The organism is Haladaptatus ordinarius, from assembly GCF_054177595.1.
Genome location: NZ_JBPEHH010000005.1, coordinates 22,990 through 43,365, shown reverse-complemented (window position 1 = coordinate 43,365; position 20,376 = coordinate 22,990). Strand labels below are relative to the sequence as shown.

Annotated in this window: 21 protein-coding genes; 6 read left to right on the top strand and 15 right to left on the bottom strand. The window is 63.6% G+C overall.

Annotated features, from left to right (window positions below):
- Positions 1–510: 510 nt before the first annotated feature.
- The 9 genes from ACR3FF_RS03485 to thsA form a co-directional block, all read right to left on the bottom strand.
- Positions 511–1,482, bottom strand: a complete 972-nt coding sequence (locus ACR3FF_RS03485; RefSeq protein ID WP_458186086.1) for a phosphoadenosine phosphosulfate reductase family protein — start codon at positions 1,480–1,482, stop codon at positions 511–513.
- A gap of 166 nt (positions 1,483–1,648) precedes the next feature.
- Positions 1,649–2,224 carry a DUF7110 family protein gene (locus ACR3FF_RS03480; protein WP_458186084.1) on the bottom strand — a complete coding sequence of 192 codons (576 nt, stop codon included), beginning with the start codon at positions 2,222–2,224 and terminating at the stop codon, positions 1,649–1,651.
- A gap of 105 nt (positions 2,225–2,329) precedes the next feature.
- A complete protein-coding gene (locus tag ACR3FF_RS03475; protein ID WP_458186082.1) occupies positions 2,330–2,677 on the bottom strand; it encodes a glutaredoxin family protein in 348 nt (115 codons plus the stop codon).
- A gap of 76 nt (positions 2,678–2,753) precedes the next feature.
- Positions 2,754–3,980, bottom strand: a complete 1,227-nt coding sequence (locus tag ACR3FF_RS03470; protein WP_458186200.1) for a globin-coupled sensor protein — start codon at positions 3,978–3,980, stop codon at positions 2,754–2,756.
- Entirely contained in the window at positions 3,944–4,171 is a 228-nt protein-coding gene (locus ACR3FF_RS03465; RefSeq protein ID WP_458186208.1) for a hypothetical protein, read from the bottom strand. The genes ACR3FF_RS03470 and ACR3FF_RS03465 overlap by 37 nt, the downstream gene beginning before the upstream one ends.
- Positions 4,172–4,349: 178 nt before the next feature.
- Positions 4,350–4,976, bottom strand: coding sequence for a transcriptional regulator GfcR (gene gfcR, locus ACR3FF_RS03460; protein ID WP_458186080.1), 627 nt, complete (start codon positions 4,974–4,976; stop codon positions 4,350–4,352).
- Complete coding sequence (locus ACR3FF_RS03455) at positions 4,973–6,037, bottom strand: glucose 1-dehydrogenase (RefSeq protein ID WP_458186078.1); 1,065 nt, start codon at positions 6,035–6,037, stop codon at positions 4,973–4,975. Before ACR3FF_RS03455 ends, gfcR begins: the two co-directional genes overlap by 4 nt.
- Positions 6,038–6,219: 182 nt before the next feature.
- The gene (gfo6, locus tag ACR3FF_RS03450; RefSeq protein WP_458186076.1) at positions 6,220–7,290 is read right to left on the bottom strand and encodes a D-xylose 1-dehydrogenase Gfo6; all 1,071 of its coding nucleotides are present in this window, start codon (positions 7,288–7,290) and stop codon (positions 6,220–6,222) included.
- A 105-nt stretch (positions 7,291–7,395) separates the two neighbouring features.
- Positions 7,396–9,042 carry a thermosome subunit alpha gene (gene thsA, locus ACR3FF_RS03445; RefSeq protein WP_458186075.1) on the bottom strand — a complete coding sequence of 549 codons (1,647 nt, stop codon included), beginning with the start codon at positions 9,040–9,042 and terminating at the stop codon, positions 7,396–7,398.
- 114 nt (positions 9,043–9,156) lie between these two features.
- Between thsA and ACR3FF_RS03440 the strand changes: the two genes are divergently transcribed.
- Together ACR3FF_RS03440 and ACR3FF_RS03435 are read left to right on the top strand one after the other, a co-directional pair.
- Entirely contained in the window at positions 9,157–10,104 is a 948-nt protein-coding gene (locus ACR3FF_RS03440) for an AIR synthase family protein (RefSeq protein WP_458186073.1), read from the top strand.
- A gap of 87 nt (positions 10,105–10,191) precedes the next feature.
- Positions 10,192–11,670 (top strand): AMP phosphorylase, encoded by a 1,479-nt coding sequence (locus ACR3FF_RS03435; protein WP_458186071.1) that lies wholly within the window; start codon positions 10,192–10,194, stop codon positions 11,668–11,670.
- 79 nt (positions 11,671–11,749) lie between these two features.
- Here ACR3FF_RS03435 and rbcL read toward each other — a convergent pair whose 3' ends face one another.
- The gene (gene rbcL / locus ACR3FF_RS03430) at positions 11,750–12,997 is read right to left on the bottom strand and encodes a type III ribulose-bisphosphate carboxylase (RefSeq protein WP_458186069.1); all 1,248 of its coding nucleotides are present in this window, start codon (positions 12,995–12,997) and stop codon (positions 11,750–11,752) included.
- A 170-nt stretch (positions 12,998–13,167) separates the two neighbouring features.
- On the opposite strand from rbcL, the gene ACR3FF_RS03425 reads away from it, so the two are divergent.
- Positions 13,168–14,373 (top strand): CBS domain-containing protein, encoded by a 1,206-nt coding sequence (locus ACR3FF_RS03425; protein WP_458186067.1) that lies wholly within the window; start codon positions 13,168–13,170, stop codon positions 14,371–14,373.
- A 26-nt stretch (positions 14,374–14,399) separates the two neighbouring features.
- On the opposite strand, the gene ACR3FF_RS03420 is transcribed toward ACR3FF_RS03425, so the two are convergent.
- Entirely contained in the window at positions 14,400–14,570 is a 171-nt protein-coding gene (locus tag ACR3FF_RS03420) for a hypothetical protein (RefSeq protein ID WP_458186065.1), read from the bottom strand.
- 74 nt (positions 14,571–14,644) lie between these two features.
- Here ACR3FF_RS03420 and ACR3FF_RS03415 point away from each other — a divergent pair, with 74 nt between their 5' ends.
- Positions 14,645–15,160, top strand: a complete 516-nt coding sequence (locus ACR3FF_RS03415) for a gamma carbonic anhydrase family protein (protein WP_458186063.1) — start codon at positions 14,645–14,647, stop codon at positions 15,158–15,160.
- Positions 15,161–15,312: 152 nt separating this feature from the next.
- Positions 15,313–16,833 carry an alpha,alpha-trehalose-phosphate synthase (UDP-forming) gene (locus ACR3FF_RS03410; protein ID WP_458186061.1) on the top strand — a complete coding sequence of 507 codons (1,521 nt, stop codon included), beginning with the start codon at positions 15,313–15,315 and terminating at the stop codon, positions 16,831–16,833.
- 9 nt (positions 16,834–16,842) lie between these two features.
- Here the strand turns inward: ACR3FF_RS03410 and ACR3FF_RS03405 are convergent, their stop codons facing one another.
- Positions 16,843–17,010, bottom strand: coding sequence for a DUF7987 family protein (locus tag ACR3FF_RS03405; protein ID WP_458186059.1), 168 nt, complete (start codon positions 17,008–17,010; stop codon positions 16,843–16,845).
- A gap of 76 nt (positions 17,011–17,086) precedes the next feature.
- Positions 17,087–18,454, bottom strand: a complete 1,368-nt coding sequence (locus tag ACR3FF_RS03400; protein ID WP_458186058.1) for a geranylgeranyl reductase family protein — start codon at positions 18,452–18,454, stop codon at positions 17,087–17,089.
- A 123-nt stretch (positions 18,455–18,577) separates the two neighbouring features.
- Between ACR3FF_RS03400 and ACR3FF_RS03395 the strand changes: the two genes are divergently transcribed.
- Positions 18,578–18,910, top strand: a complete 333-nt coding sequence (locus tag ACR3FF_RS03395) for a 2Fe-2S iron-sulfur cluster-binding protein (RefSeq protein WP_458186056.1) — start codon at positions 18,578–18,580, stop codon at positions 18,908–18,910.
- Here ACR3FF_RS03395 and ACR3FF_RS03390 read toward each other — a convergent pair.
- Together ACR3FF_RS03390 and ACR3FF_RS03385 are read right to left on the bottom strand one after the other, a co-directional pair.
- Positions 18,907–19,716 carry an AAC(3) family N-acetyltransferase gene (locus tag ACR3FF_RS03390; protein WP_458186055.1) on the bottom strand — a complete coding sequence of 270 codons (810 nt, stop codon included), beginning with the start codon at positions 19,714–19,716 and terminating at the stop codon, positions 18,907–18,909. The genes ACR3FF_RS03395 and ACR3FF_RS03390 overlap by 4 nt on opposite strands.
- Positions 19,713–20,297 (bottom strand): flavin reductase family protein, encoded by a 585-nt coding sequence (locus tag ACR3FF_RS03385; protein WP_458186054.1) that lies wholly within the window; start codon positions 20,295–20,297, stop codon positions 19,713–19,715. The genes ACR3FF_RS03390 and ACR3FF_RS03385 overlap by 4 nt, the downstream gene beginning before the upstream one ends.
- Positions 20,298–20,376: the final 79 nt, after the last annotated feature.

The window sequence follows — 20,376 nt, the reverse complement described above, 5'->3', positions numbered from 1 at the left end:
TCGATTTCGGCGAGACGGTCGTAGCAGTTCGTCGGACCTTCGCCACTGGGTCGTCTGACATCTTCACACGCGGATACCAGCAGCACGTTAAAATCCTTTCTCGAAACACGCTAGTAAACCGCACCATCTGCCGAACAGCGACCGAGTGAAACGAGGGAGCGATAGGCAGACCGACCAACCGCCGAAAAGCCCGCGAATCTTCACCGACATCCGGAATCGAGCAATCTTCACAACCACCAGAAATCAACCGGTGACGTAGCCGCCAGAGGTCAGCAATCTCCACAACCACCAGATATCGGCAAGTGATACGACCGCCAGAGGCCAGCGCACCCTCCGCGAGCGAGGAACGTAGTGACGAGCGAGCGGGCCGACGACTGAGCGGAACGGTAGTGGAGCGAAGAAGGAGTGCTTTTGGTCCAGCTTTTACAGGGAACCAGCGAGCACGGCGATGACCGCCATCGCCGTGCTCGCCTGTGACCGTCGTAAAAGGTGGTAGCTAAAAGGTCGTTCTCACATGTAACCGAGGTCGCGCAGACGCTCCATCAGGTCCTCTTTGTCCTGGGCGCGGCCTGCGCGCTCGGTCGTGTTCTCCATGTCTTGCAACCACGCGGGGTCTTCGTCGCTCTTCTCGGTGCTGATTTCGCTGCCGAGCGAGCGGAACCCTTCGAAGTACTTGGGCGAGACCGGGATGTCGTCCTGCGTGAGACCGTTCGGCAGGTCGTCGTAGGACTCCGGCACGTAGCCCTCGTCGGGGTAGTCCTCGACGGTGTCCGGCACGACGAAGTGCCAGAAGGCGTCCCAGACGGCCGCCTCGTCGAACTGGAGGATGGGCTGGATGCGGTCGTGGGGCGGGTAGATGTCGGGGTCGTGGCGTGGGCTGAAGAACGTCTCGTCGGCGCGGGCTTCCTGTTCGTCCCAGCGGACGCCGGAGATGACGCCGTCCACGTCGTACTCTTCGAGCGCGTCGTTCAGCGCGACCGTCTTCAGCAGGTGGTTGCCGACGTAGGTGTCGAGCAGGAAGGGGAACGTGTCCTCTTCGTACTCGAGGAGGTTACGCACGTGGTGCTGATTGTGCTCCGAGAGTTCGGAGATTTCGATGTCGTCGCCCGGTTCGAGACCGTGCTCGTCGACGTAGTTGCCGACGTCCTCGTTGCGTGCGTAGATGACGTCCAGGTCCCACTCGTCTGCCCAGCGGTCCACGAAGTCGTGAATATCCTGGAAGTGCTGGAAGTGGTCGATGAACACCGCAGGGGGTACTTCGAGGTCGTATCGGTCCGCGACCTCTTTGATGAAGTACAGCGTGAGCGTGGAGTCTTTCCCGCCAGTCCACATGACGACGGGGTTTTCGTACTGTTCGAGACCCTTCCGCGTTACGTCGATGGCCTTCTCGATCTTGTCTTCGAGCGAAGGGTAATCTTCGGGATTCTCGCCTTCGCCGTCCGTGTAATCTACATCGAGGTAGTCTGGGAACTGGTCTGGCATGACTCGTAATTACATATAATTAGACGGCTAAAGTGCTTTTCGGCTCGGCGTGAACAATCATTTCAATTCTACACGAGGTACAGTTCGATTTTCGGACTGATAATGACAGAAACTGGGAAAGAACACTCCGTCGACCCAAGACCGCCGATAGCTCCGATGGGCGAAATCAGGAGATGAACTTGTTGTCGCGCCAGTTCACACCGCTAGAGGAGGAACTCTCTTTCCGTGGCCCCTCAACCACTTCGATGGAGGCGGGACGGTCGTCCCCGTCCACGATTCGAGTGGCTTCCAGTTCGCCCCCGACCTCCGAAATCGCGGTGAGCGTGCCCTTTTCGGCCTTGCGGGCGAGTGCACAGAGCACCTCGAACATCGGGTACTGGAGTGCGGTGTTCTGGAGCACCGTCTCGCGGTCGCCTTTGAACGCGGCCATCTCGATGAGTTCGCCCGTCGGTTCTTCTTCGTCTTCGTCGTAGTCCTCACCCCACCTCGGAGCGTTGCGTCGTGCCTCTTCCTCTTCGGTGAAGACGCGCGTCTCGGAAACGCTCGCTTTCAGTTGCGCGGTCGGCGTGTATTTGCTGATGCTTTCGTCCGTCGAGACAGCACTGATGATGAGTGTGTTGTTACGGCGTGTAATATCGATGCTGTCGATTCCATTCGGTAGCGGAGGATTGCTTTCGAAGTAGTCGTAGACGGTCTCAAGCGGCAGTTCGAGCGTCGAATGCAGTCGGTATACCTGGCTCATTTGTGGTCGGTGGTTCCGTCTCCCGTCGGTTGTCCAGTCGTTACTACGCGCCCCGAACTTATAGGGTCTACTCTTTCGGTTGTAGCTGTAACCACTGAAACGACCTTAGTCGGTACGGAGCGTCGTCTCTAATTCGTCGCGCTCTTCCATCTCCGCCAGCACGTCGCTTCCGCCGACGAACTCGCCATCGACGAACGTCTGTGGAATCGTCTCCCAGCCGCTGTGACGGGAGAGCTCCTCGCGGTAGGCGTCCAAGTTGTCGAGGACGTCGACCGTCTCGAAGTCGTCACCGCGGTGTTTACCGATGAGTTCGAGCGCTCGCTGGGAGTAGCCACACTGGGGCATCATCGGCGTTCCCTTCATGAACAGGACGACCGCTTCGTTTTCGATGGTCGAATCGACCCGCTCGGTTACTTCGTCGGAAGAGAGCTGGTCGCCGGGTGTGAATGTCATACGCTTGCGTAGGAACCGACGCCGCAAAGAAGTTCCGACCGAGACGCACGACGGTCGTCCGACCCCGACGTGGGCGTCACTCGTTCAGCCGTCGTACCGATCGTTCTATCTCGTGTGCTTGGTCGGACTGTCGTTCGGTGGCGACGGCGATGTCCCGTATCTCGGTCGATATCCGTGCCGCCTTTCCGGACACTTCGTCCACCATCGCGGCGACCTCCTCCGCGCTCGCCGCCTGGTTGTCGGTCGCGTCCGCGACTTCCTCGATACCGTCGGCGGTTGCGCGGACGGCTTCTTTGATGTCCGCCAGCTGGTCGAGCGACGACTCGATGTGGTCGATGCCCTGTTCGATTCGGTCGTCGGTTTCGCGCAGGCTCTCGACCGTTTCGTCGGTGTTCGTCTGCATCTCGTCTATCATCTCCTCGATACGTCCCGCTTGCGTCTTCGACTCCTCGGCGAGTTCTTTTATCTCGTCGGCGACCACGGCGAACCCGTTACCCGCCTCGCCCGCACGAGCGGCCTCGATGTTCGCGTTCAGCGCGAGTAAGTTCGTCTGGTTCGCGATGTCGTTGATGACTTCGACGACCTCGTCGACCTCGCCCGCGTTCGACTGGAGGTCGTCCATATCTACCGTGACCTGATGGCTCGCGTCGTCGATGTCGTGCATGGCCTCGATGGCGTCCTGTGCCGCCGTCTGACCCGTCACGGCGAGTTGCTCTGCCTCTTTGCTCTCGCGCTTGACTTCGGTGGCACTGGCCGCAATCTCCTCGACCGTGGCGCTCATACTCGACACCTCGGTGGCGACCGCCTCCATATCGTCGGACTGGTCGTCGGAGAGTTCGGTTATCTTTTCGGTGCCGCTCGTGACCTCGGCCGTCGTGTCGCGGAGTTCGGAGACCGACGCCTCGATTCGTTCCGTCACCTCAGACCGGCGTTCCAGTTCCGACTCGACCTTGGCGTTGTAGGAGTCGATGTACGTGTTCATCGCCACCTGCTGGTCGAGGTTGATGAGTCGAAGGACGGACATGATGCGCTCGACGGTCTCCTCGACGGCGAGTTTCACCGCGTCGTCGTTTCCGTAGGTCTCCGTCACGTCGTCTGCGATAGCACCGAAGATGCCGTCGTAGTAGATGGTGTACGTGCCGAAGTAGATTTTCGGTCCGAGGTCGAGGAGGTCGTGAATTTTCCCGATGCGCGCCCGACTCTGGAAATACTCCTCGCCGTACTCGCCGTTCCCGAGGTCCCGGAGATACTGGATCTGTGCCGCTTTCAATTGCGGTAGCGGCCGCGTAGATTTGTCGAGGATGGCGACCGTCTCGTCGCGTTGCTGGAGGTGAGAGTAGAACTCCCCACGAGTTCCTCGCTTATCTCCGCGAACAGACCCGACATCTCCGACAGTCGCTCGGCGTCCGTTCGGTCGAATCCGGTGTAATCCTTGCGCCAGCGAATCTCTTCCCGGTCGATACCGATATGCCGTAACAGTTCCAGTCCGTCCACCCGTGAAGCGAGGCTCCACCTATATTTTATTACATAACACACCATACACAACAGATCCTTGAAATTTATTCCCAACTCGATCAGCAGAAGACGGTCGGTTGACGCGGAACGTAACGGCCGCGATACGTCAGTGGAGTTCTTGGAGGTGCCTAAAATTAGACTATTTCGAAGAACGCAGTTACTCCTCGCTTCCCACACCGATGACCTGCACGAGCGAGTAGACGGGAACGCCGTTCAGTTCCTCCACGCCCTGCTTGTCGGCGAGGACGATGCAGGCGACGGGTTCGCCGCCGCGTTCTCGAATCGCATCGATCGTCTCGGTCATCGTCGTCCCGCTGGTGATGGTGTCGTCGACGACGTAACAATCGCGGTCACGAATCTGCGCGAAGTTGCGCGAGAAACTGCCGCCGTGTTCGTCGATGTCGCCTTCCTCCCACTGGTGTTTTCGTGGGGCGTACGTCCCCAGGTCGGTGTCGAGTTCGCGTGCGACCACCGTCGCCAGCGGTGCGCCAGCCTTCTCGATTCCGATGGTGAGGTCGACTTCCTCCCCGTGTTTCGAGAGCAGGTCTGCCATCGCCGCCCCGATGTGAGAGAGTCGAGCGCTGTCCCGGCCGACGGCGCTCCAATCGACGTGGATGTCCTGCGGGCCGCCCGACGGTTCGGGTGCCGTCGCACTCCCACTGCGCTCGACCAGCCAACTGGCCGTCTCGCGCGACACGTTCAGTTCGTCCGCTATCTCGCCTTTCGAGAGGCCACGCTCCGCGAGTTCCGCCGCACTCTCGATGAGGTCGTCTACGTTCTTCATTGGGTGTGGAATTTTACCGCCGTCTTTATTGTCGTTTCGTCGTCCGCAAAGGCGTCCTCGAAATTCGACACGTCGAAGACGCCCGTGACGAGGTCGTCCAGCAACCAGGTGGGGAGGTCCGCGAGCGTCTCGACGGCCGCCTCGAAGTGCCGATAGTTGGAGTTGACGCTCCCGACCAGCGCCTTGTTGCCCATCACGAGTTCTCGGTGGAGTGTCCCGCCGTCGACCTCGAACGACCACGACCCGGGCACGCCGAGCAGCGTTGCGACGCCGTTCGGGGCGAGCGCCTCGATGGATTCGAAGGCGTGTTTCGCGTACCCCGTCGCTTCGTAGACCAGGTCCATCGATTCGTGGGCCTCGGGAATCTGGGAGACGGAGGTCACACGCGAATCGACGTACGTCGCCCCCAGTTTCTCGATGACGTCGATGGTCGGGTCGGGTCTGTCGCGCCGTCCGAGACAGTAGGTCCGGTCGAACTGCTGGCCGAGCATGGCGAGCGTGAGCAGGCCGAGACTGCCGTTGCCGAGGACGAGCGCACTCTCGGCTTGCCAGTCGAACGCCGACCGTGACGCGCGCGCCAACTCGAGTGCCTTCTCGGAGATGCTTATCGGTTCGACCAGAAAGCCCCACTCGACGACGTCGTCCGAGACGGGAACCAGAAATTCGGCGGGACTGGTGAAGTACTCGCTCATGAACCCGTGTGCGCCGGAGATTCCACGCTCGGCGGTTTCGTCCGCCGGAGCCATGTCCGGTTCGCCGCGCTCGAAGTAGTCGGTCGGCCCGTCCGGTAGCGGTCTGCGCACGGTCGGGACGACCACGTCCCCCGCTTCGAACGCCGTCCCGTTCGGGTCTGCCACGACGCCGACTGCCTCGTGGCCGAGCACGAGATGGTCGTCGTCTGCGGGAAAGCCACCGTGGTGACCGGCGATGACCTCGTGGTCGGTGCCGTCGACGCCGACCGTGAGCGTTCTCACCAGCGCCTCACCGGAGTCCGGTTCCGGGCGGGGTTTCTCCAGAAGTTCGGGGGCGTCGGCCCCGCGTCGAAGTGCGACTGCGTGCATAGCCTACCTTGGCCGCGCTCGCTCAAAAGATTTATTCTTTACCGAGTAAATTCTCTCCGGCCCGGTGGCCGACGGCGACCGGTGCCTTCGTTCGCGTTCGAACCCGAACGACTGTCAGGCGTTTCGTTCCGTGGCGAGACTCTCCGCCGCACCGGTCGAACCGCTTCGATTTCGGTCCAGCCCTAAATCGGCACTCGCTCACTGGTCTCGGCTGATTCGTAGATGGCTTCGATGGCTCGCATGTCCACCAGTCCGTGTTCGCCGTCGGGTTCGGGATTACGACCGGCCAGCAGGCAATCCGCGAAGTAGTCGAACTCGGCTGCCACCTCGTCTACCGGTTCGACCGTGAGGTCGGCCGTCACGTCGCCGCGTTCGACCGTCAACTGCGCTTCCCCGAAGAACGCCGGATCGAGGGTCAGTCTGCCCTCGGTTCCGGTGACGGTGAACGTGCTTCGCTGCTGTGCCAACTGGCTCGCGGTGCAGGCGGCCGTGACGCCGTTCTCGAACTCGACTTCGAAGGAGACGTGCTGGTCAACGTCGGTGAAGTGTTCGTGTGGACTCGCGGTCGTCCCCTGCGCGCTCACGGGGTCCGTGTCGAGCACGAACCGCGCGGTGTTGAGCGGGTAGATGCCGAGGTCGACGAGCGCAGACCCGCCGGCGAGGTCGGCGTCCAGTCGCCACTGGTTCGGGTCGGGCGAGACGGTCTCGAAGACGTTCTGGTACATCGCCCCCTCGACCAGTGCGGGGTCGCCGACGAACCCTTCCCGGACGAGTTCGCGCATCCGACGCACCGCCGGGTTGGTGTGCATCCGGTAGCCGACCATCAGCGTCACCCCGGCGTCGTCGCAGGTCTCGACCAGTCGCTCGGCGCGCTCTCGCGTCGCCTCCATCGGTTTCTCACAGAGCACGGCTTTTCCGAGGTCCGCCGCCATCTCCGTGAAATCCAGATGCGTCGCGTTCGGCGTGGCGATGTAGACGGCGTCGTAGGCTTCGACTCCCTCCCCCTCGTGGAACTCGTCGTAGGAGAGCGCCCGGCCCGCCCCCGTCTCCTCTCGAACGCGAGCGGCCTTTTCCGAACTGCTACTGACGACGGCCCCGATCTCACACAGGTCGCTCTCCTCCAGGGCCGGGACGACCACCGTTTCGGTGAACCAGCCGATACCCACGAGGGCGACCCGGATTCGCCCGTCCGGGTCGACGACGGTCTGCCAGTCGCGTCGTGTAAACTCGGCGAGGTGGGCTGCGATATCCATAATCGGTACGACGGGCGGTGTTCGGTTAGAAGTTGGGGCGACGAGAACGGTTCGATGAAGGTTCCGAGACGCCCTCGGTGACCGAATCGCGCTCGTGTCCCGAGGTTACATCCCCAGTCCGCCCATACCGCCCATACCGCCGGGTGCACCGCCCATCTCTTCTTCGTCCTCGCTACCGCCGAGGTCGCCGGCCGAAATCACGTCGTCGATGCGGAGCAGGAGTTCCGCGGCGTCGGTCGCGCTCTGGATGGCCTGCGTCTTCACGCGGAGCGGTTCGACCACGCCCGCGTCGAGCATGTCCGTTACGTCACCCGTTTCGGCGTCGAGGCCGGCAGCGTCGTCCCTCACGTCGTGGCGACTCCGGAGGTCGGTCAGCGCGTCGATGGGGTCGACGCCGGCGTTCTCGGCGAGCGTGCGCGGGATGGCCTCCATCGCGTCGGCAAAGGCTTCGACCGCCAACTGTTCGCGGCCCCCGACGCCGTCGGCGTAGTCGCGCAGGGCGAGCGCGAGTTCCGTCTCGGGTGCGCCACCGCCCGGTAAGACAGCACCGTCCTGGATGGCGACCCGAACGACGCCGAGGCTGTCCTCGACGGCGCGTTCGACCTCCTCTACGACGTGTTCGGTTCCGCCGTGCAGGAGCAGGGTGACGCTCTTTGGATTCTCACACTCTTCGACGAACGTCATCGTCTCGCCCGCCACGTCGCGTTCTTCGACTACTCCCGCCGTCCCGAGGTCGTCGGGGTCGATGTCGTCGAGACCGGAGACGACTCGGCCACCCGTCGCCCGTGCGAGGCGTTTCATGTCGCTCGCCTTCGTCCGGCGGACGGCGAGGATGCCTTCCTCTGCGAGGAAGTGCTGGGCCACGTCGTCGATGCCCTTCTGACAAAAGACGACGTTCGCACCGCTCTCTGCGATTCGCTCGACCATCTCGCGCAGTTGCGCCTCTTCCCTGTCGAGGAACGTCGTCAGTTGGTCGGGACTGGTGACGCTCACCGCGGCGTCCGTCTCCGTCTCGCGTACCTCGACCGGCGTGTCGACGAGCGCGATGGTCGCGTCCTCGACGCGCCACGGCATGTTGTCGTTCGCACGGTCCTTGTCAACGACGACGCCGTCCACGAGTTTCGAGTCGGCGATGCCGCCCCCGACGACCGTCTCGACCGAAACGTTCGAGAGGTCGATACCGTCTTCGGTTTCGTCTTCGACCGCTCGAACCGCCTGCACGACGAGTTCCGACAGCGCCTCTCGCGCCGCTTCCGCACCCTTCCCGGTCATCGCGGTCTGGGCGATTTCCGTCAACAGTTCGCTTTCCTCGACCGGATGCGCCTTCGATTCGAGGACGCGCTGGGCTTCCTCGCGGGCGAGGCGATAGCCGCGGGCGAGCGTCGTCGGGTGGACGTTCTGGTCTAGCAGGTCTTCGGCGCGTTTCAGCAGGTCGCCAGCGAGGATGACCGCGGTGGTGGTTCCGTCGCCCGTCTCATCTTCTTGCGTTTCGGCGACTTCGACGACCATCGTCGCCGCGGGATGCTCGATGTCCATCTCTTCGAGGATGGTGACCCCGTCGTTCGTGACGACGACGTCGCCCATCGAATCGACGAGCATCTTGTCCATCCCTTTCGGGCCGAGCGTGGTCCGTACCGCCTCCGCAACCGCCTTTCCGGCGGTCACGTTCATCTCTCGGGCGTCTCGCCCGCTGGTTCGCTGTGCGTCCTCTCCGAGTATGAAAATCGGTCCGGTTCCGAGTTGGTTCGCCATGGTACCCCCAGACCGGGTACGACAGCAGCCACAAAAGAACTACTCCCGGTCGACACCGGGAGACGGTACAGCCGTGGCGAAACGCCCATTGGTACGCCCTGAGAACGTCGCGACATGATCGGAAAGCTCGACCCGGAGTTGCTCGCGACGGTCGTCTCGCGCACGGGGGCGGCGGACAACGACGTGCTGGTCGGCCCGGCGTACGGCGAGGACGCCGCCGCGCTTCGGATAGACGACCGCATCCTGGTCGTCAGTTCCGACCCGCTCTCGTTGGCCCGCGAGCGACTCGGAACCCTCGCGGTGACCGTCGCCTGCAACGACGTGGCCGCCTCCGGAGCGGACCCACGCTGGCTGACGAACGTCGTGTTCCTGCCCGACGACGACCCCGAGACGCTGGACGTGGTGACCGCCCAGATAGACGAGACCGCGACCGATCTCGGCGTCGCCATCGTCGGCGGACACTCCGAGTACGCCCCCGACCTCTCGCGCCCGACGGTCACGATGACCTGCATGGGACTGACCGACCAGTTCGTCCCGACCGGAGGCGCGCAACCGGGCGACAGACTCGTCCTCACGAAGGGGGCCGGAATCGAAGGGACGGCCATCCTGGCCTCCGATTTCCGCGAGGAAGTCGGCCCCGCCGCGGCGGGGGGCGAGGCGTTCTTCGACGAGATTAGCGTCGTCGAGGACGCCCGCATCCTCCGTGAGTACGCCACCGCCATGCACGACCCGACCGAGGGCGGCGTCGTCACCGGCTTGCTGGAGATGGCCGAAGTCGCAGGGGTTCGCCTGGAAGTCGCACGCGAGGACGTGCCCGTTCGGGACGTCACTCGGAACTGCTGTGAGGCGATGGGGGTCGACCCCCTGCAGATTTTCGGGTCGGGGTCGCTCCTCGCGGCGGTTCCGGGAGAATCGGTTACGGCGGTGCTCGACGAACTTCAGAACGCGGGCATCTCGGCCGCCGAAATCGGGCGAGTCGATGCGGGAGGCGGGGAACTCGTGATGGACGGTTCGGTCGTTTCGGAACCGCCGCGAGACGACCTCTATGACCTCTGGGAGTAGTGTGGGGTCGGGAGTCGGCGGTGGTGCTCTCGATGGGCGTCTCGCCGGTGAACTGCACTTATGTCGTCCCCACGTCAACCTCCGGGCATGGAGTTTACCACCGCCGAAATCGACATCGGGACGCGGTCGCCGACCGTCCTCCTGAACGTCGTAGACGCGAAGGAACTCGGCGCGAACCCCCTCGACAGGGTGCAGATTCGCCGGGACGGCAAGACGACCATCGGTATCGTGGAACTGACCGAAGAACTCGTCCCGGCGGGGACGCTCGGGGTTACGGAACGGCTCACCCACCTCGACGGGGAGGTGGAGGTGACGCTCGCGCCGAAACCGGATTCGGTCCGGTACATTCGCAAGAAACTGGACGACGTGGAACTCGAATCCGACGAACTGCGAACCATCGTCAGCGACATCGACGAAGACCGCCTGAGCGACGTAGAACTGGGTGCGTACGTCTCGGCCACCTACGCAAACGGCATGTCCCTCTCCGAGACGATGCACCTCACGGAGGCGATGACCGGCGCTGGGGCGGCTATCGAGTGGGGTGAGGCCGTGGTCGCCGACAAACACTCCATCGGCGGCGTCGCGGGGAATCGCGTGACGCCCATCGTCGTCCCCATCGTCGCCGCGTGTGGCGTCAAGATTCCGAAGACGTCGTCGCGGGCGGTCACCTCGCCGGCCGGGACCGCCGACACGATGGAGGTCTTCTGTGACGTCTCGTTCTCACTCGAAGAGATACGCGACATCGTCGGGAAGACCAACGGCTGTATGGTCTGGGGGGGCGCGGTCAACCTCTCGCCCGTCGACGACAAGATAATTCGAGTGCTGACACCGCTCTCTATCGACCCGCCGGGACAGGTCATCGCGTCGGTGCTCTCGAAAAAGAAGAGCGCGGGGTCCTCTCACGTCCTCATCGACATCCCCTACGGCGAGGGTGCGAAAGTGCACGGACTGGACGGCGCCAGAGAACTGGCGGAGGATTTCCAGCGCGTCGGCGAGGACGCCGGACTGCACGTCGAGTGTACCATCACCGACGGCGGACAACCCATCGGACGCGGCATCGGCCCCATCCTCGAAGCTCGCGACGTGCTGAAAGTGCTCGACGGAGACGGCCCGGACGAACTCCGTCTCAAGAGCCTTCGTATCGCGGACATCCTGCTCGACCTCTGTGGGGTCGACGAGCAGGCCAGCGACGTCCTCGAATCGGGGCGAGCACGGGCGAAGTTCCGCGAGATAGTCGCGGCCCAGAACGGCGACCCGGACGTGGAACACGACGACCTGCGGCCGGGCGGCGAACAGCGAACAGTCCGAGCAGAACGCGGCGGCGTCGTGACGCACGTCGACAACCGACTGGTCAGCGAACTCGCGCGCAGAGCGGGCGCACCCAAGGACGCGGGCGCGGGGCTGTTTCTCCACCAGACGGTCGGCGCGGAGGTCGAGCCGGGCGACGAACTGTTCACCCTCCACGCCGAGAAGGCGAGCAAACTGAACGACGCACTCTCGCTGTCGGCGCGAACCGAACCGGTCAGGGTGCGCGACCGGGGAGAGGCCCTCGTCGAGCGCGTCTGACGCCGACGGCGTTTCTCGGTTACATCGACGGGGTTGCCGGTTTGGTTTCACCCCTCGCGTGGTAGTCCTCCGAAAGTCTCTATCGAGGTGTCTCCGTACCCCACTTGTCCAACGCGGTCTGCAGTTCGGGGTGGTCTTCCGCATACTCCTCGATTGGCGTCCCTGCGACCGTGGCGTCGACCGCCTGCCGGAGCGCTGCCGCGCCCGCCCGCGTTCCGTCGGGGTGGCCGTGGACGCCGCCACCTGCCTGGATGGCGATGTTCTGTCCCTCGCGCTCGATGAGTTCGGGGACGAGTCCGGGGTGGAGACCACCGGAGGCGACCGGCAGCACGTCGTTCTGGCCGTAGAGGTCGGAGTAGAGCCACTCGTTGATACCGACCGTGTCCTCGTTGGCGAGTTTGCCAAGGTCTGCGGTGCCAGTGTGGAGCTGGTCGACGCCGCAGATGCGAGAAATCTGTGCGAGGACGCGCATCGAGACGCCGTGGGTTTCCAGGCGGTCGAACGCGGCGTGCATGGCGCGGTGGGCGTGGATGGCGAGACCGAGTTCTTCACAGCGTTCGCGGACGGCCTGTACCGCGCCCCAGCCAGTGGTGATGACGTCCACCATCACGTACTCACACCCCTGCTCGGCGACCATGTCGGCGCGTTCGAGCATCGTGTTCGTGTCGGCGGTGATGTTGACGAGGTAGCTCTTTTTCTCGCCCGTCTCGTCCTGTGCGTCGTCGCGCCGGGCCAGACTCTCCGTGAGGCGGTCGTGGAAGGGATTGAACGTCTGGTCGGTCAGGTTCTCGTCGTCTTTCAGGAGGTCGAGACCACCCATCCACGCCTCGTAGCCGATCTGGGCGTGCTGGTCGGTCGAGAGACCGACCTTCGGTTTCGGCACCGTCGCGGTGATGGGTCGGTCGCCCACGTCGAATATCTCGTTCCGGACGCTGCTTCCGAACTGCGGACCGAGGAACGAGGTCGTGAGCGACTCGGGCCACTCGCAGTCGAGCAGGCGGATGCGGTTGACCGCCTTCATCCCCATGATGTTGCCAGCGATGCAGGAGAGAATCTGTGGCATGTTGCCGTCCTCGAACAGTTCGTCGGGGTAGGCCACCTTGACCTCGTTGCCGTCGATGTCGAACGTCGTGGCGCTCAGGTCGGTGATGTTGCCTTCGACCTGTAGTTCTGCCCACGTTCCATTGGAACTCTCGCTCGCCACGCGCGAGGCGGCGGCCTCCATGTCCATGTCTGCCGCAGGTTCGACGTAGAAGGTGCAAACGAGGTCGGAATCGGCGGGGTCGTACTCCAGGTTCAGGAAGTCCTCGTAAGTGATGCCGGGCATAACCCGATTCTTCGTCGTCATGGGTTAAAAAATCGACCGCCGATTCAGAGCGTGGACGAGTCCGGACTCGACCCTGCGGAGTAACGTTCGCGGCCGGAGATCGTTGAATTTCGACGGTTAAAGCACGGGACATCCACGAGCGTCACGTCCGACGACGACGTATACGGGGTATGGACATCAGTGAGATGGTATCCAGCGAGTTCGAGGAAGTCACGGCTGACACACCGGTATCGAAGCTAGTGGGGCGGTTCGAGAGCGAGGAGTTACAGGCGGTCGTGGTGACCGAAGACGGGGAGTACCGTGGACTGGTCACGCGTCGCCAGTTGAACTCCGCGCAGCGGCACGCCGACGAGAAAGCACGGAGCCTCGTCTGGCACGTCGCGCGCGTCGCGCCGGACGAGAGCGTGCGCGAGGTCGCACGCCTGCTCGTCGGCAGTCGGTCGAACGTCCTGCCGGTGTTCGAGAACGGCCACCTCTCCGGCGTCGTGACCACCGACGCCATCCTCTCGGCCGTCGAATCGTTCCTCGGTGTGTTGACCGTCGGCGACGTGTACACCCACGACCTCGTGACGGTCGAGCCGACGACGACGCTCGGCGAGGCGTTGAACGTCCTCCGGGAAAACGACATCACGCACTTTCCGGTGGTGGAAGACGGCGAGAGTGCGAGCGGGGAAGCTGTCGTCGGCGTCGTGAGTCTCTTCGACCTGCTGGATTTCTCCGCACGCGAGATTCGAAAGGAAGAGGGCGGGTCACCCGGCGGATTCGGCGACCGGTCACACGGCGGGTTCGGCGAACGACGCGGCGAACTGGACCGTCTGCTCGACCTCCCGGTACGGAACGTGATGTCGGAGCCGGCGTTGACGGTCGACCCCGACGACGAGCTGGACGAAGCAGTCGGACGGATGCTGTCGGCGGGGGTCTCATCGCTGGTCGTCGCGGTGGGCAGCGAACCGACCGGCATCGTCACGAAAACCGACGCGCTCAGGTCGCTGACCTGGACGGGCGAAGAGCACCTCACGGTCCAGATTGACGGTATCGACCTGCTGGACGACACCTCGCGCGAGGAACTGGTCGAGATGATAGAGCGCGTCGCCGGGAAGTTCGGTCGGATGACCGTCTACGACGCCCGCGTCTACCTCCACGAACACGACGAGACGTTCCGCGGGACGCCGCTACTCCTGGCGCGGATTCGCCTCTTCACCGACAAGGGCCACTTCGTCGGAACCGGCGAGGGGTTCGGCGCGGGCCACGCGCTTCGACTGGCGCGAAACCGCCTCGAACGCGACATTCTCGAGGGCAAGGAGTACGGCCGGTCGAAGAAACATCCGAGTCCGGAGGAAAAAGAGAAACTCCTCGGCTGGTGGCTCTCCGGGTAGCGACCGGCGTCGACCGCCGACTCGCCCTACCAGACGGTACGATCGGCGTCGTCCATACGTCCGACCCAGAGCAAGTGTGCGTACGGAACAAACGCGAGGAACTCGCGGTCCTCTCCGTAGAGCGTGACCCCGAACTCTCCGTTCTCGTAGTCAGCACACGGTATCTGTTCGCCGTCGGATATCTGCGCCTTGAACATGGGTGAGTAGACGACGTCCTCCGGGTAAAAGCTACCCCCGGCAGAGCTTTGCCACCGAGCGTCGTGTCAGGACTATGGCTCGAAGCTACCAGTTCGAGGGGGAAGAACCGTCCGTCCACGAGGACGCCCACGTCAGTCGAGCGACGACGCTCGTGGGCGACGTCCGCATCGAGGCCGACGCGAGCGTCTGGCCGGGTGCAGTGCTCCGCGGCGACGTCGCTCCCGTGCGGGTCGGGGTGGAATCGCACGTCGGCGACAACGCCACCATCCACGCCTCGGTCGTCGGCGACCGGGTGATGGTCGGTCACGGCGCGGTGGTAAACGACGCGGAAATCGGTGACGGAACGCTGGTCGGCTTCAACGCGACGGTGAACAGCGACGTGCGAGTCGGCGAGCAAAGCATCGTCGCGGCGGGAACCGTGACCCCCGAAGCGTTCACGATTCCGCCGGAGTCGTTCGTTCGGGGAGTTCCCGCACAGGTGACCCCCATCGCGGAGACGGCCATCGACCCGGACGAAACGTTCGAGGCGTACTCCTCCGGTGCGTACACCGACCTCGCGGAGCGTCACGACGACCTGTTCGACCGATAAGCAGGAGAGACTCGAACGACCCTCGTTCCGCCCGGCGATTTCTCTCCGTGCGAGGGCGTCCTCTCGACATAAAGGAACTTGCGAGTGCAACCCATGAGGTGAATGGGCTGTCCGTGCAATCGATGGACAGACGACGTAGACGAACTAGACCAATGGACAAAACTATAGGAGCGACGACGAACGTGAACCGAAACGCGGCATCGACATCGCAACCGTTCGAGAACCGTGAACTGGTGCTCGTATCGAACAGAGAACCGTACACGCACGAGCGAGACGACGGCGATATTCGAGTCGTTCGGCCGACCGGCGGACTCACGTCGGCGCTCGACCCGATGATGGCGAGCACGGGCGGAACGTGGGTCGCGTGGGCGAGCGGTGACGCCGATACCGAGGTGACCGACGAGAACGGCTGTGTGCGGGTCCCACCCGAGTCGCCCGCGTACGAACTGAAACGCGTCTCGCTCACCGACGAACAGGTGATCAACTACTACTACGGCTACAGCAACAAGGTGCTCTGGCCGCTGTGTCACTCGGACACCGCGAAGACGACGCCGAAAGCCCGGTACTGGCGACACTATCGGGAGACCAATCAGCAGTTCGCGGACGCGATTCGAGAGCGAATCGGCGACTCGGACGCGGTCGTCTGGTTCCAGGATTACCACTTCGCGCTGGCACCGCGGATGGTACGCGAGCAGGCACCCGACGTGTTCTGTATGCAGTTCTGGCACATCCCGTGGCCCTCGTGGGACGTGTTCCAGAGCTGTCCACAGTACGACGAACTACTAGAGGGGCTACTGGCGAACGACCTGCTCGGCTTCCACCTCGACCAGTACTGTCAGAACTTCATCGACTGCGTCTCGAACGCACTTGACGTGGAGGTAGACCGAGAACGCGGTCGAATCCACTACGACGGACGAACCATCCATGTCGCCGCGTTCCCCCTCGGCATCGACGCCGAAGAACGGCGAACCCTCGCGGCGTCGAGTGACGCCGACGAACAGTGGGAGTCACTGCGCGAGACGTATCCGCTGACAGCGGACAGACAACTCGCCGTCGGCGTCGATAGACTTGACTACACGAAGGGAATCGAACAGCGACTCGCCGCGCTCGAACACCTCTGGGAGTGGTATCCCGAGTTCCGCGAGCGACTCACGTACGTCCAGAAAGCCAGCGAGAGTCGGAGCCGAATAGACGAGTACCAGCAGGTGCAGTCGAACGTCACCGAGCAGATAGACCAACTCAACGACCGCTTCAGGACGGAGTCGTGGCAACCGGTCGTCTACATCGACGACTACCTCCCGCAGTCGGCGCTGGCCGCACTGTACCGCGAGGCCGACGTCTGTCTCGTGAGTTCGCTCCGCGACGGGATGAACCTCGTGGCGAAGGAGTTCGTCGCCTCGCAGGTGGCCGACCCCGGGACGCTGGTGCTCAGCGAACTCGTCGGCGCGCACGAAGAACTCGGAGACGAGGCGTTGACCGTCCATCCGAACGACACCGAAGCGTTCGCCGCCAGCATCCAGCAGGCGCTAGAGATAAGTCCGGAAGAGCGTTCGAACCGAATGCAGCGGATGCAGAGACAGGTCGAAGCGAACGACATCGACCACTGGAAACGAAACGTACTTCGGCAGGCGAGCGAGATAATCGCGGAACGCGACACGAACGCGGGAGCGTGAGAACGACCGTCATCGTCGGTCTCTCGCTTCGACGACGACGTTCGGCGCGATCAGCCCGATCCCGACAAGCACTGCGAGTTGAACGACGGTGCTCTCGGTCAGGAGCGTCGTCCCGTACCAACAGAGTACGCCGAGAACGACGAACGTCGCTCGAATTTTCGTCTCGGCAGATGCCATAAGTTCAACAATTGCCTGCCCGTCAAAAGCTCTTTTCTGGGTGCTTCGTCGATAGATTCGAGGTACGGAGTGGTCCTCAGTACTTCGGTGCCGCGCCGGTCGTCGCGTACACCTCGTCCATCAGGTCGTCACGGGCCTCTTGCCACGCCGGAAGGCCGCGGGGGTCGGTCGGATAGTGGTCGTAGTGGTCGATGACCTGGTCGGCCAACTTCTTCGTCCTGTACAGGTCGTAGATGAGTCGCCAGTGGTCGCGGGCGTCGATGGCGGTCTGGAGCTTGAGCCGCCAGCCGATGTTCGCGCTTCCCGAGTAGAGCGCCTCGGAGAGCTTCTCGGTCGGAAGCGCCCCGAGCATCCCCATCAGGTCGTCGACGTCCACGGCGGTCGTGAAGACGTTGTAGATGTCCAGTCCGGCGTAGCGCGACCCGAAGTGGTCCATGACGCGCTGGTTGTACCGCCAGAGGGTATCCTCGCTCACGTCGCCAGCCTCCAGCGCCTCCATGGCCTGCTCGCCGGCATACTTGCCCGCGTAAGCCGCGCCCGCGATGCCGCCGCCGGTCGTCGGATTGACGTGGCCTGCGGCGTCGCCGACCGCCATGTAGCCGGGCGCGACGGCGGAGTCGTAGGGGCGTCGGGTCGGCAGGGCCGCGCCGAGTTTGTCCTCGACGGTCGCACCGTGGAACTCGGGACGGTTTTGCAGGTCGCGTTTCAGGTCTTCGACCAGCTTCATCGGCTCTTCGTTCATCTGGAAGCCGAGTCCGGCGTTGATTTCCGTGCTCGTGCGCGGGAAGTACCAGAGGTAGCCCGCGGAGCGAGTGGTCGGCTTGAACACGAGAGCGTCGTCCCACGGAACCGGTTCCTCGACGTGGACGATTTCGCGGTAGGCAGAACAGAACTGCGAGTAGGTGACGTTGGTGTCGAACGTCGAGTCGGAGAAATCCGTCTTGTCCTGTAGAATCGAGAGCGACCCGGCGGCGTCGACGAGTATCTCCGATTCGTACTCCACGACGTTCCCATTGCGTTTCGCGCGAACGCCCGTGACGCGGCCGTCGTCGTCCTGCGTCACGTCCTGGACGACGGTGTCGTAGTGGAACTCGGCTCCCGCCTCTTTCGCGCCCTTGATGATGCGTCGTCCGTACTCCCAGCGGTCGATGACCGCGAGTTCGCCGGGAACCGGGATTTCGAGGACGGTGTCCTCTTTCGGAATCTCGAATCGCCCGTGGTCGACGTCGGTGTTCGTGAACGCGGCTTCGATCTTCTCCTTTGGGATGGCCTCCGGGAACGCGTCGGCACCCTTCAGTGCGTCACCGCACGCGATGTGTCCCGCTTCTTCCTCCGACTTTCGCTCGACGACTGCGACGTCGTACCCCTCGCGGGCGACGGTCGCCGCGGCGTAACACCCGGAGGTTCCCGCGCCAACGACGACCATATCGTATCGTTCAGTCATGCATTTCGCTACGAGAGGGAACCGAGAAAACTCTTTATGGACGGTGTCGGGCGTTCTGCGTCGTTTTCGAGGGGACACAATAGGGGATAAAGAGTTTTGCCGAGGTCGTTCGTACGCCGGGGTATGAACGAGTATACCGTCGAGTTCGTCGGGACGGGCGAGACCATCACCGTCTCGGACAAACAGACGATTCTCAGCCGATGCATCGAGGAGGGAATCGCACAGGAGTACTCCTGCCGCGTCGGGATGTGTCTCGCCTGTTCTGCGGAGATAGTGGAGGGCGAGGTCACCCAACCGGCCGCCCGTGGACTGACCGACGAAGAGGCAGAGAAGTACGCGCTCACCTGCATGGCCCGCCCGCAAAGCGACCTGATACTCGACCGAGGGAAATATCCGCCGAGCATCGAGTCGGACGTGGAAGCGATGGACGCCGACACCGCGGCGGCAGACGACTAGCGGTTTCGACCGAACCACTCGCTTGCGAAGTCCACCAGTTCTCTCTGACCCATAATCGTCGTTTCGGCACCACCGACCTGTCCATGAGCGACCGCGTCCGGACACTCGCGTTCGAACGCCTCGCCGACCGCCTCGAAATCGCCGTCGTCGATAGCCGGTGCTTCGAGCGTGACCCACTCGCGCTCGCCGTCTTCCAGCACGGGTGCGCCGTCCGTGACGGTTTCCTTCTCGAACTCCCCGCGATATTCGGCGAGATGGAGCGACGTGTTGGTCTCGTAACTCGTCCCCAACTGTAGAACCGTCCCGTCCAACTCGTGCAGTCGTGCGAGCGGCGACGCCTCGCCGAGTCCGAAATCGTACTCGTGGTCGGCGACGACCGATTCCGCGTCCCCACCCCACGCCGCGAAGGAGTAGTGTGGGTGCCGACTCCGGACGACGCCGGGATAGTTCCGGAAACACTCCGGAATCGCACCCATCCCGCGCGTCGGGGTCACGTCGGGGCGATACGGGGGCATCGTCGCCCGTATCTCGGGCACCCAGTCGTCCGGGACCGGTGGGTTCTCCCAGTCTGCCGGGTCCGACAGGCCAGTGTGGGTCGGCATCACCACCGTTCCGTCTTTGGTGACGACCGAGCGCAGTGCGTCCACGACCGCCGGCGCACCGCCACAGACCCAGCCGAGCGACGAGAGCGACGAGTGGGCCAGCACAGTGTCGCCCGCCGAGAGACCGAGGTCACGGAGGTCGGCTTCGAGGCGGGTTACGGTGACCGGCGCGTCGGATTCGTCGATGACGTCGCCTTCGGTCATGGTGGTCGCTCCATCGAGAACCGGTCGCCCGTCCGGGTGTACAGGCTTCCTGAGAGACGGCCGATAGAATCGATTTTCGTCACGTCGACCCTGCCGTCGGTCGTCACCTCGTCCGCGACGTGAACCCACTCGACCTCGCCGAGCACCATCGTGGACGCGCCGATGGAGACCATCTCGTATAGCGAACACTCGAACGCGACCGGCGAGTCGGCCACGCGCGGGGCGTCCACCGTGGTCGACTCGGCACGGTCGAGGCCGGCGTGGTCGAACTCGCTCTCGCCGTGCGGAAGCGTCGCACTCGTCGCGTTCATCGCCTCCGCGAGCGGTTCGGTCACGATGTTGACGACGAACTCCTCGGTCTCCCGAACGTTTGCGGGCGTGTCTTTCAGTCCGTCCTCACCGTCCACCGGCGCGAACATCACGACCGGAGGTGCGACGCTCACCACGTTGAAGAAACTGTACGGTGCGAGATTGTCCACGCCATCCGGACGCCGGGTGCTCACCCACGCGATGGGTCGCGGGACGACGGCACCCGCAAGCGTCCGGTAGAGCGACCGCACCTCGGTCGGGTCGAGTTCCATATCGTGTCGTGGAAACGAGACGACAAACCAGTTCCGGGTACGGTCGGTTCTGCCGGGTTCGAGTCGTGCGAACGACGGT

What these genes read in the sequence shown, in the direction of transcription:
- ACR3FF_RS03485 (WP_458186086.1), bottom strand. Translation starts at nt 1,482, where the DNA reads ATGCCAGACCAGTTCCCAGACTACCTCGATGTAGATTACACGGACGGC.
- ACR3FF_RS03480 (WP_458186084.1), bottom strand. Translation starts at nt 2,224, where the DNA reads ATGAGCCAGGTATACCGACTGCATTCGACGCTCGAACTGCCGCTTGAG.
- ACR3FF_RS03475 (WP_458186082.1), bottom strand. Translation starts at nt 2,677, where the DNA reads ATGACATTCACACCCGGCGACCAGCTCTCTTCCGACGAAGTAACCGAG.
- gfcR (WP_458186080.1), bottom strand. Translation starts at nt 4,976, where the DNA reads ATGAAGAACGTAGACGACCTCATCGAGAGTGCGGCGGAACTCGCGGAG.
- ACR3FF_RS03455 (WP_458186078.1), bottom strand. Translation starts at nt 6,037, where the DNA reads ATGCACGCAGTCGCACTTCGACGCGGGGCCGACGCCCCCGAACTTCTG.
- gfo6 (WP_458186076.1), bottom strand. Translation starts at nt 7,290, where the DNA reads ATGGATATCGCAGCCCACCTCGCCGAGTTTACACGACGCGACTGGCAG.
- thsA (WP_458186075.1), bottom strand. Translation starts at nt 9,042, where the DNA reads ATGGCGAACCAACTCGGAACCGGACCGATTTTCATACTCGGAGAGGAC.
- ACR3FF_RS03440 (WP_458186073.1), top strand. Translation starts at nt 9,157, where the DNA reads ATGATCGGAAAGCTCGACCCGGAGTTGCTCGCGACGGTCGTCTCGCGC.
- ACR3FF_RS03435 (WP_458186071.1), top strand. Translation starts at nt 10,192, where the DNA reads ATGGAGTTTACCACCGCCGAAATCGACATCGGGACGCGGTCGCCGACC.
- rbcL (WP_458186069.1), bottom strand. Translation starts at nt 12,997, where the DNA reads ATGCCCGGCATCACTTACGAGGACTTCCTGAACCTGGAGTACGACCCC.
- ACR3FF_RS03425 (WP_458186067.1), top strand. Translation starts at nt 13,168, where the DNA reads ATGGACATCAGTGAGATGGTATCCAGCGAGTTCGAGGAAGTCACGGCT.
- ACR3FF_RS03420 (WP_458186065.1), bottom strand. Translation starts at nt 14,570, where the DNA reads ATGTTCAAGGCGCAGATATCCGACGGCGAACAGATACCGTGTGCTGAC.
- ACR3FF_RS03415 (WP_458186063.1), top strand. Translation starts at nt 14,645, where the DNA reads ATGGCTCGAAGCTACCAGTTCGAGGGGGAAGAACCGTCCGTCCACGAG.
- ACR3FF_RS03410 (WP_458186061.1), top strand. Translation starts at nt 15,313, where the DNA reads ATGGACAAAACTATAGGAGCGACGACGAACGTGAACCGAAACGCGGCA.
- ACR3FF_RS03405 (WP_458186059.1), bottom strand. Translation starts at nt 17,010, where the DNA reads ATGGCATCTGCCGAGACGAAAATTCGAGCGACGTTCGTCGTTCTCGGC.
- ACR3FF_RS03400 (WP_458186058.1), bottom strand. Translation starts at nt 18,454, where the DNA reads ATGACTGAACGATACGATATGGTCGTCGTTGGCGCGGGAACCTCCGGG.
- ACR3FF_RS03395 (WP_458186056.1), top strand. Translation starts at nt 18,578, where the DNA reads ATGAACGAGTATACCGTCGAGTTCGTCGGGACGGGCGAGACCATCACC.
- ACR3FF_RS03390 (WP_458186055.1), bottom strand. Translation starts at nt 19,716, where the DNA reads ATGACCGAAGGCGACGTCATCGACGAATCCGACGCGCCGGTCACCGTA.
- ACR3FF_RS03385 (WP_458186054.1), bottom strand. Translation starts at nt 20,297, where the DNA reads ATGGAACTCGACCCGACCGAGGTGCGGTCGCTCTACCGGACGCTTGCG.